Below are 8886 nucleotides of genomic sequence, written 5' to 3'. Positions count from 1 at the left end.
CCGCCGAGCCCGCCACTGCCGCCGGGGTTGCCGCCGCCGCCGGCGCTACCGCCGCTTCCTCCGCTACCGATGAGCAGAGACACCTGGGCGTTAGCCCCCGCCATTGGCGCAAACACGCCGCCCAGCAGCAAGCCGATGGCCACAACTGCCTTGCTCGATGCCTTGCCGCGTGCACGAGCCCGCTCCGATGCAACCTGCCACACCGCGTGTGTGGCGTTCCAAACCACCCGGTACGACTGATTCATTTATTTTTTTCCCCGATACCTGCCGTGCACGCCGTTACGCCGCCACATTCGTTTTGAGAATTCAGAAATCCCCGATTGGCGGACGGTAACGCATGGGCTCGATCGAGGTAAATACTGCATATGCAGTAGTCACCCACGCGGTTTCACGCAGGCTACATCTCGATCAGCGCCCGCAGTTCGTGCGGATCGAGCGGCTTGTGCATGACGCGATATCCACTCGACGAAGCGGCATTGATGCCTTCGGTCGAAGTATCGCCGGTGATGATGATCGCCGGTATCGTTCGCCCGATCGAGTCGGTCACTGCCCGGATAACATCGACACCCGTCACGTGCCTCGCCAGCCTGTAATCGGTCACGACAAATTCCAGCAGCGACCCATGTGACCTGGCTGCCGACATTGCCTGCTCCAGAGATTGCGCCGCGACAACGGTGTGCCCCCAGGCGCCGAGCAGGGTCTGCATACTGCCCAGCACGTCACGATCGTCGTCCACGACCAGAATCGTCTTCTTCGGGCCGCCGGAAACCGCCGGCGCCTGTTGCGCCTGCGTGCCGGTTCCAGATGGACGAATGTTTTGCATGACCGGCAGCCTGATGGAAAAGAGCGAGCCGCGCCCAGGCCGCGAGCGCACCTGGACACTGGCACCGAGCAAGGTGGCCGTGCGCTGGACGATGGCCAGACCGAGCCCCAGCCCCTGTTCCCGATCGCGCGCTGCATTGTCGACCTGATAGAACTCCCTGAAGATGCCGGGCAGTTGATCCGATGCGATTCCGATTCCGGTGTCGAAAACCTGGATCTCTACGTCGGCGTCGCGGCGCCTGCACGCGACGAGGATGCCTCCATGGCCCGTGTAACGCACCGCGTTCGACACCAGGTTGGTCAGGATATTGCGCAGGAGAACTGCATCGGTATCCAGCCAGATTGCGGTCCGGCGAATTCTCAGTGTCAGCCCTTTCGCCGAGGCGGCGCTGAGAAACTGGCTTTCCAGCGCGTCCATCTCCTGCTGAAGTGGAAAACAGCGCGGCTCGACTTCGATCACCCCCGCATCGAGCCGCGAGACGTCGAGCAATACATTCAGCAACTGGCACATGCCTTTCAACGCCGCCTGCAGGCGTTCGGCGATCTCATCGAGCGCCGCGCCCCTGATGGTCGGCGCCCCGGCCATGGCGCGCAGCGTTGCGATGTAGAGACCCAGCGCATGGGCGGGCTGACGCAAGTCGTGGCTCGCGGCAGCCAGGAATTGCGATTTGCTTCGATTGGCGATCTCGGCTCGCTCCTTTTGCTCGGTCAGTTGCCGGATCAGGCCCACGTTCTCGAAACGCAACAATACGGCGTCGCGCACCGTCCGTTGCAAGGTCCGGCTGAATGCGATGTTCACGCCCAGCAGGAACAGCGAAAGGAATCCCAGCACGGAAAACAGAGGCGTGCCATGCATGAAGGAGCGAATGGCGAACGGCAGCACGGTCGGCAAGGCAAAGCCAAGATAGGTCGGCCACCAGCAGGACAGCGAAGCCACCGACCCGCCCGTCATGCCGGCCAGCACGATGCAGATAAGGACCGTCACGACGGCGTTGTCCGGCGCAAAGAACACAATTCCCATGGAGCCCCACAGGCAGCCGGATATGGCCGAGAACGCCGTGTATCGCCGGACGCGACGCATAGCCGTCGCGACAGGGTGCTCAGCCGCTCGACGATCGCGCCACACCATCACGATGCGCATGCCGGTCAGTACATAGATCGCGGCCGCCCACGCCAGCAAATCGCGTCGCGGAACCTCGTGCCACAGCAGAAATACCGTCAGGCTGACCACGGCGATATTGCCGAACAGGATGGGCGGCGCCTGGCGATACAACGTGTTGACCAGCGCCAGGCGCACATTGTCGCCATATTCGTGGGGTATTCTGTTTGTCATTTTGAACACGCGCGTCTGGTCTTGTGTAAGGTCCGGTCCTCGGGAAATCCGTTCCGCCGTATGATGCGTCTGCATCGGGGACCGCCCGGCATTGTCGCAAAAGAACGAGGCATCGAGTGGCTCGTCAACCGGTGAAAGAAAAATGAAAAGAATCGTGCTTGCCGAAGATCACGCCATGATTCGCGACGGAATGAAGTTACTGCTAACGACAAGGAGTAACTGGTGCGTGGTGGGCGAGACGGGAGACGGGCGCATGGTCAGTCAGCTCGTGCGCGATACACAGGCGGACCTGTTATTGCTTGACCTCGATTTGCCGGGCTGCCGCGGCATCGAGCTAGCGCAACAGATCAGAGGCGAATGCCCGCAGACCCGAATTCTCGTCGTGACGGGCAACCAGAGTGCTTCCGCAGTCAGGTCTGCCGTTGCGGCCGGCGTAGACGGTTACGCACTCAAACACGAAGACAGCGGCGAACTTCTTCATGCGATTTCCCTGGTGCTGTCCGGCATCCGGTATGTGAGCAAGGCGCTCGCGCATACGTTGGAGACCGTCCACGACAGCGTTGCGCAATCGATCACCGCGCGGGAAAAAGAAATCCTCGTGCTGATCGCCAACGGACACTCGAGCCGGGACATCGCTGAGAAGCTTGATCTGAGCGTGCTGACGGTGCGCAAACACCGGCAGAATCTGATGTCGAAATTGTCGTTGCACAACGTTGCCGAATTGACCGCCTACGCCATCCGGGACGGACTGGCCATGACACCGCCGGTTTCTTGACGCGCACACGCCAGCCCTACGACTCGCGACCCCGAACCGGTGCTGGATCTCCCTCGACCGGGCGCGCGCGCGATGAGCTTCTAAATGCGCAAACGCGCGCTAACCGCGCCCGATCGTCTCCACGCGCGTTACTGCATCACGCGGACGGTGACCGTGAGGCCCGTCTTTTCCCGGATGCGCTGGGCGGCGGCGTTCATCGCTAGCAGTACGTCGGCCCTCGTCACCGTTCCGTCGTTCAACTCGTCGCGGCGGCCGAAGCGTCCCGACTGGTTGGTCAGAATCCAGCCTGTCTCGGCCTCGTAGCGCAACTCTCCGCCGATATACGCGAAGCCCGCGTGCCCCGATGCCTCACCGCTCGGCGAGAACCATGCCGCGAGTGTCGGGTGGCCGCCGCTGCCATCGCGGACGCTGTGCTCGTCCCAGTACGCGGCCTTGGCCTCGTAGTGCTTCCTCATTTCCTCGAGCATCGGCCGTACGCTCGGCGAGAACGCGTCGGGATACTTCCAAGGCTCTTCGACGCCGACGATGACACTGCCGTCGTCGCGCATGACCCAGAGAAACGTGACGCTCTTGTTCGCGACAAACTCCTGCGGGTCGGTCTGAATGTCGATCCAGACCGGGTTGATCATCGTCAGCTCGCTAGGCTTCACTCTGCTCGGCAATTTCGGGTAAAGCGGCATGTCGCACTCCTGGTTGGGTGGGCAACGCGTGCGACACGCGGCGCGCATCGCACGTCCGGCGCCGAGAGATCGAGCGCCGGACATCCCCAAACTAAGTGCTTCGCTACGTCATGACGATGAGGCAAACGAACGACGCGACGACATGTGGCTTCGGTTAAGGGTCAACGGGTCCTTTAGTAGCCGCGTCGTAGTGGGCGAATGCCAGTCGCTCTTCGTTCCATCGAATTCGTTGAGCTGGCACGCGTCGCGTTTTGCCGCTCAACCGCGGCTCGCGAGGGCGCGCTCGATCTTCTTGTCCGTCTTGTATTGGCTGAGTGCGTAGACAGACCAAATCGCGGCCGGAATCCAGCCGATGAGAGTGATCTGAAGCAGTAGGCAGATGAGTCCGGCGAACGGACGGCCGATCGTGAAGAATTGCAGCCACGGCACAATCAGGGCAAGCAAAAGACGCATTTCTAGTCCTTGTGTGGTGTTACGTTGTTGTTGATTTTGGCTGCCGGCCCGCGAGGCACGAAACACGCCTAATTTTTCCCGCTTCAGTCGCGACCGCTTCTTTGGTCCCGCATTCCTGCCGGAGGGTTGTAGTCCCCCCCCGGTTCTTCGAACTCTGAGGTAAGGAGAATGGAAAATCAAGGTCTCATGCACGAGGCATAACCCGCCCCGAGCGGACTGGCAGGCGAGACCCGCAAAAAATTTTCCCGGAGCATTGTCGATTTCCGAGCATCAGCTTCGTCGTCAGTACATCACCACCCAAAGGACTTGCCATGAAATACCTCGGCCTAGCCTACTACACCCCCGAAAAATTCGCCGCCATGGCGTCAGACGACGTCAAGGAATTGGTAAGCCAATGCCCTGCCCTGGACGAAAAGATGCGCGCCACTGGCAAGGTTCTAGTTTCTGCGTCGCTTGGCGACCTGGATAGCTGGAGGACGCTTCGCCCGCGCAGCGGCAAGACACACGTCACCGATGGGCCTTACACCGAGTCGAAGGAAGTCGTGGGCGGCCTGTTCATCATCGAAGCGGATAGCCCTGACGAGGCGCTGCGCATCGCGTCCATGCACCCGGCCGCCACGCTGGGCGAAGAAGGCGGATGGGCCGTCGAGCTTATCCCCATGAATTTCCACCCGGTCCAATAGGGGCCTACGCCTGTCTCGAGAATGCGTTGGCGCCCTTTTCTCCACAAAAACCTTCACGGTTCCGGGGAAAAGACGGCGCCGGAGACTAGGCATCTCTGTCCATGGCGGAAATCGTTGCCCTTGATGTTGATGGCCACGCGGTTCCGACAGACGAAGCTCGCGCTGACATACTGGCTCTTGATGCTCCGCGGAGTCTTCCATTTGGTCTTCGACGCTGCCGCGTGAGCTTGCCCTTGTTCCCTGGTACACGGTGGCCAACGACGACATCCGGGGATTCCGTGACAACCTTCTTTCAAGCAAAGGGAGATTGAATGTGGGCAGCGTCGGGCGGTCGCAGCCCGACCCATATGGAACAATCGAGTCGACCGAAAAGGTACATCCAACACATTCAGTTCGGCAGCGTTAGCACGAGATCCTCGAATACATGCGGGAGTTCCGAAACACGCCGTCCGGCGCAATCCGTTCGTGACGAAGAGTACCTTCGTAATCCATTCCGACGCGCTCGCATAATCGCCAGCTTCTTTCGTTGAGATCATCCGGCAAAGCCTCGACCCGGTGTGCCGCCAATGACGAGAACGCGAAGTCCAGTACTGCTTTTACCGCCTCGGTGATCAAGCCTTGCCCAGTAAAAGAAGTTCGCCCCCACCAACCGGTCTCAAAGGTTCCCGCTGCCCAACGAGGCTTGTGAAGCCCTCCGCAGCCGATCAATGTGTCGGACTCCCGAAGCCAAAAAAGCATTGGAAAATCATGCCGAGCGATGAAATTAGAGACCCCGGTTCGACAGAACGCCTCCGATGCGTCTATCGACGGCTCTTCAAGTGCCCATGGCAACGACGCCGGAAATTCTCTTAACGCATCAAGCGATTCGACCGCCGCCTCGAAGACCTTCCGGCCATCACCTAAGCGAGGTGCCCGGATGGTTAATCGCTCAGTATGTATTGCATCGGGGAGATCAATCAGGATGGGCTTCATAGGAGAATTCGTCATCAGGAACGAGTATCCGTGGCCGATTTTCAACGATCGCGAACTTGATGTCGAGTGAAGGTCTGCGGCTGGGCGCCGTTCGGGCAATTCGCATGCCGCACGGACCCGCCTCAGCGGCGCCGCTCGGCAGCACGCGACCCTTACGTGACACTCGCGCCTCTACAAAGCGGTCGCTCAACTGTCAGCCTGTGAAAGCTGAAAGACGTTTCCCTCGGGATCCTCTCCATCGCACATCAATTGGGCGAAGCCATCATAGCGTTTCAAATCACGCATTCGAACTCCGGCGTTCAATAGTTTCTCGCGCAACTCTGATAGCCCTGACTCCACCGAGAAGACGATTTTTGAATTCGAAGTGGTGGCATGCTTTGGTAGTTCGCGAAAGGCTTCGCCCACTCTGTGGAGCGCGAGCTCCATCTCACCGGGCTTCAGCACAACCCATTCGTTTTCGATTTCTTCGGTGACTGGAAACCCGAAATGGGTTTGATAGAAGGACTTCAGCAACCCAACATCGCGGACGTAAAGTATCAACCTAGTCATGAGCACCGGCATTGGACTCTCCAACTATGTAGAGGTTAATGGCTCTAGCGGATTGTCGTCGATTTTGCCAGGGGCGGTCCACTAGCACCTTTTGGCCGACCTCTGCCTGACGGCGTCCATCGGGCCCGCCTTAGCATCAGAGGAGATACGCCCGTACTGTACTTGCTACCGATCAAGGCGGAAAGCGTGCGCGGCGAGCAATGCTGACCGGATTGTCGACAATGGAGGACGTCGCAACGAAGGTCCGAAAGTGCCCCCCCCCCGGACACACGATTCGGTTAAATCACGCGGGCGCGCACGAGGACATTGGGCGGCACGTGTATCGACCTGCATCGCTCGCTCAACGGCGCCAACGCGAACGGCTGTGTATATGAAGTGAGCGCAACCTCACGCACTGATTGACATTGTTGCCTGAGGCACGCAATAATGTGCCTCAGGCAACAACTAGGCCACCCCTATGTCTACGTCCACCCTCGAGGATCGCGCTCTCGCCGTCCGCAGTTTCAATCGCTTCTATACCCGTCAGATCGGCGTCCTTCACGAACACCTCTTGGACAGCGAGTTTTCGCTGACCCAGGTTCGAATTCTTTATGAGCTGGCCCATCGCAAGGAACTCACCACTTCGGATTTGTGCCGGGAACTGGGGCTCAACGCAGGCTATCTGAGCCGCGTCATTTCCGGGTTCGAGAAGAAAGGGCTAGTCACCAGGACACGATCGGCAACGGACGCGCGGATCGCACGGTTGGAGCTGACAGAAAAGGGGCGCGCGACGTTCGAACCGTTGAACGACGCTTCGCAGCGTGAAGTCGTTGCCATGCTCGAACGAATGCCGGAGTCCGCACAGCACCAGCTGGTGGAGTCAATGGGTCAAATTCAGACGCTCCTTGGCGATCCGGAACCGGGCTACATACTGCGAGACCCCCAGCCGGGCGACATGGGCTGGATTGTCCACCGCCAGGCAATTCTGTATGCGCAGGAATTTGGCTGGAATTCGGAGTACGAAGCATTGGTTGCCGAGATCGTCGCCAAGTTCGTGCGCGAGTTCGATCCGAAGTCGGAACGATGCTGGATAGCGGAGAAGGACGGAAAGGCGGTCGGTTCAGTGTTCGTCGTCCGCCAGGATGATGTGACTGCCAAATTGCGGCTGCTCGCCGTTGACGCAAGTGCGCGCGGCTTGGGCATCGGCCGTCGTCTGGTCGACGAATGCCTTCGCTTTGCTCGCCTTGCGGGCTACAAGAGGATGGAGTTGTGGACCAACAGCGTGCTCACCGATGCGCGGAAGATCTACGAAAAGGCGGGGTTCCAATTGATCGAAGAGGAGCCGCATCGAAGTTTTGGGAAAGATCTGGTCGGGCAAATCTGGGCGCGTGACCTGTGAGCGATCACGGCAAAGCAACCCTCGCATCCGCCACTACCGGCGTCTTGGTCGGGGCGGCAATGGTATCGACCCGAGCTGTCTCCAGCCACGCATCACCGGAAACACTCGCCTTCCTGCGGTATTTGATCGGCATCTCCGTGCTCGCCGTGCCGATGCTGTTCGGCACACGCACTCGATTCTCCCCAAAGGATGTCGTCGCGGTCGGCCTCCTCGGCGTCTTTCAGTTCGCGATACTTATCGTGTTGCTCAATCAGGCGCTGAGGACGCTGGCGGCAGCGACGTGTGCGCTTGTCTTCTCGACGATGCCATTATTCACGATGTCCCTCGCGGTCATACTGCGCCGTGAGGTCTTTCGCTGGACCAAACTGTCGGGACTCATACTCGCCATCTGCGGCATCGTCGTTCTGCTTAGCTCGTCGTCGCATCTCACGATACATGCAATCGATCCTACCGCCTTCGCTGCTTTAGTCGGTGCGACGGTTACCGGTGCGGTCTGCAGCATTCTGTATCGGCCATATTTGCGGCGCTACCCAGCGTTGCCCACCGGTGCGTTGGCGATGAGCGCGGCTGTCGTGTTCCTCGGCGGCCTTTGCTGGTTCACATCGCAACCGATCGGACCTCGATTATCGACATCAGAATGGGCGAATGTCACGTTCATCGGACTGTCCAGCGGACTCGGCTATTTTTGCTGGCTTTGGGCGCTCGCCAGAATGGATGCCAGCCGTGTTGTCGCGTTTCAGGCTCTCGGGCCGGTGGCAGCGGCGGCCATCGAACTCGCCATCGCGCGTCAGCTTCCGTCGTGGCAACTGCTGTTGTCTATTGCACTCGTCGTTGCTGGACTTCTCGTGGCACTACGGGCGGCCGGTCCCGAGGCAGCCGCCGCGTAACCTGTGCGCAATCCGACGCTATAGCAGATGCCACCCCGATGTCGCCGCTTGGCCTCGTCGCACTGGAGCGCGCGAGAACCGTCTTAGCGTCGAACATCCAATGTACGCTGCCATGCAATAGAATCCGATTCCTCACGTCGAACCGTGTGTTGCCTAGTCCATGCCTAATAGTCCTACACTGCGCGAGCTGACAATAGCGCTGAGCAAACGCGGGATCGACCTCTCAGTGAACCGCCCCGGGAATCGTGGAGGCTGGTTGGTTTAAGTTGATGCCGGCATTGCAACTGGGTTGCAGAGTTGCCGGTAGTAGTTTGCCTCAGCTTCAGCGGGCGGGATATAGCCGAGCGGTTCCAT

Annotated in this window: 11 protein-coding genes; 4 read left to right on the top strand and 7 right to left on the bottom strand. The window is 59.7% G+C overall.

Annotation, left to right across the window (positions count from 1 at the left end; genetic code table 11):
• Nucleotides 1-245: ESPR domain-containing protein (locus C0Z18_RS32125; protein ID WP_146014165.1), on the bottom strand; the 245-nt coding region annotated here is incomplete at its 3' end.
• A 152-nt stretch (nucleotides 246-397) separates the two neighbouring features.
• Complete coding sequence (locus C0Z18_RS32120; RefSeq protein WP_233217585.1) at nucleotides 398-2230, bottom strand: ATP-binding protein; 1833 nt, start codon at nucleotides 2228-2230, stop codon at nucleotides 398-400.
• A gap of 67 nt (nucleotides 2231-2297) precedes the next feature.
• On the opposite strand from C0Z18_RS32120, the gene C0Z18_RS32115 reads away from it, so the two are divergent.
• Nucleotides 2298-2930, top strand: coding sequence for a response regulator (locus tag C0Z18_RS32115; RefSeq protein WP_102649499.1), 633 nt, complete (start codon nucleotides 2298-2300; stop codon nucleotides 2928-2930).
• Nucleotides 2931-3058: 128 nt separating this feature from the next.
• Here the strand turns inward: C0Z18_RS32115 and C0Z18_RS32110 are convergent, their stop codons facing one another.
• Together C0Z18_RS32110 and C0Z18_RS32105 are read right to left on the bottom strand one after the other, a co-directional pair.
• Nucleotides 3059-3610, bottom strand: a complete 552-nt coding sequence (locus C0Z18_RS32110) for a hypothetical protein (protein ID WP_146014164.1) — start codon at nucleotides 3608-3610, stop codon at nucleotides 3059-3061.
• A 258-nt stretch (nucleotides 3611-3868) separates the two neighbouring features.
• Nucleotides 3869-4063 carry a YqaE/Pmp3 family membrane protein gene (locus C0Z18_RS32105; protein WP_102649497.1) on the bottom strand — a complete coding sequence of 65 codons (195 nt, stop codon included), beginning with the start codon at nucleotides 4061-4063 and terminating at the stop codon, nucleotides 3869-3871.
• Nucleotides 4064-4374: 311 nt separating this feature from the next.
• On the opposite strand from C0Z18_RS32105, the gene C0Z18_RS32100 reads away from it, so the two are divergent.
• Nucleotides 4375-4746: a YciI family protein gene (locus C0Z18_RS32100; protein WP_102649496.1), complete on the top strand. Its 372-nt coding sequence runs from the start codon at nucleotides 4375-4377 to the stop codon at nucleotides 4744-4746.
• 53 nt (nucleotides 4747-4799) lie between these two features.
• On the opposite strand, the gene C0Z18_RS32095 is transcribed toward C0Z18_RS32100, so the two are convergent.
• The 3 genes from C0Z18_RS32095 to C0Z18_RS32085 all read right to left on the bottom strand — a co-directional run bounded on the left by C0Z18_RS32095 (nucleotide 4800) and on the right by C0Z18_RS32085 (nucleotide 6279).
• Nucleotides 4800-5093, bottom strand: coding sequence for a type II toxin-antitoxin system HigB family toxin (locus C0Z18_RS32095; RefSeq protein WP_102649495.1), 294 nt, complete (start codon nucleotides 5091-5093; stop codon nucleotides 4800-4802).
• A 55-nt stretch (nucleotides 5094-5148) separates the two neighbouring features.
• Entirely contained in the window at nucleotides 5149-5718 is a 570-nt protein-coding gene (locus tag C0Z18_RS32090; RefSeq protein WP_158244349.1) for a GNAT family N-acetyltransferase, read from the bottom strand.
• Between the two features lie 186 nt (nucleotides 5719-5904).
• Nucleotides 5905-6279, bottom strand: coding sequence for a VOC family protein (locus C0Z18_RS32085; protein ID WP_102649493.1), 375 nt, complete (start codon nucleotides 6277-6279; stop codon nucleotides 5905-5907).
• Between the two features lie 445 nt (nucleotides 6280-6724).
• On the opposite strand from C0Z18_RS32085, the gene C0Z18_RS32080 reads away from it, so the two are divergent.
• Together C0Z18_RS32080 and C0Z18_RS32075 are read left to right on the top strand one after the other, a co-directional pair.
• Nucleotides 6725-7645 carry a bifunctional helix-turn-helix transcriptional regulator/GNAT family N-acetyltransferase gene (locus C0Z18_RS32080; protein WP_102649492.1) on the top strand — a complete coding sequence of 307 codons (921 nt, stop codon included), beginning with the start codon at nucleotides 6725-6727 and terminating at the stop codon, nucleotides 7643-7645.
• Nucleotides 7642-8532 (top strand): DMT family transporter, encoded by an 891-nt coding sequence (locus C0Z18_RS32075; RefSeq protein ID WP_102649491.1) that lies wholly within the window; start codon nucleotides 7642-7644, stop codon nucleotides 8530-8532. Before C0Z18_RS32080 ends, C0Z18_RS32075 begins: the two co-directional genes overlap by 4 nt.
• Nucleotides 8533-8886: the final 354 nt, after the last annotated feature.

Source organism: Trinickia dabaoshanensis, from assembly GCF_002879885.1.
Taxonomy (GTDB): Bacteria; Pseudomonadota; Gammaproteobacteria; order Burkholderiales; family Burkholderiaceae; genus Trinickia; species Trinickia dabaoshanensis.
The sequence above is the reverse complement of the archived record's forward strand: the minus strand, read 5'-3'. Positions and strand labels throughout refer to the sequence as shown.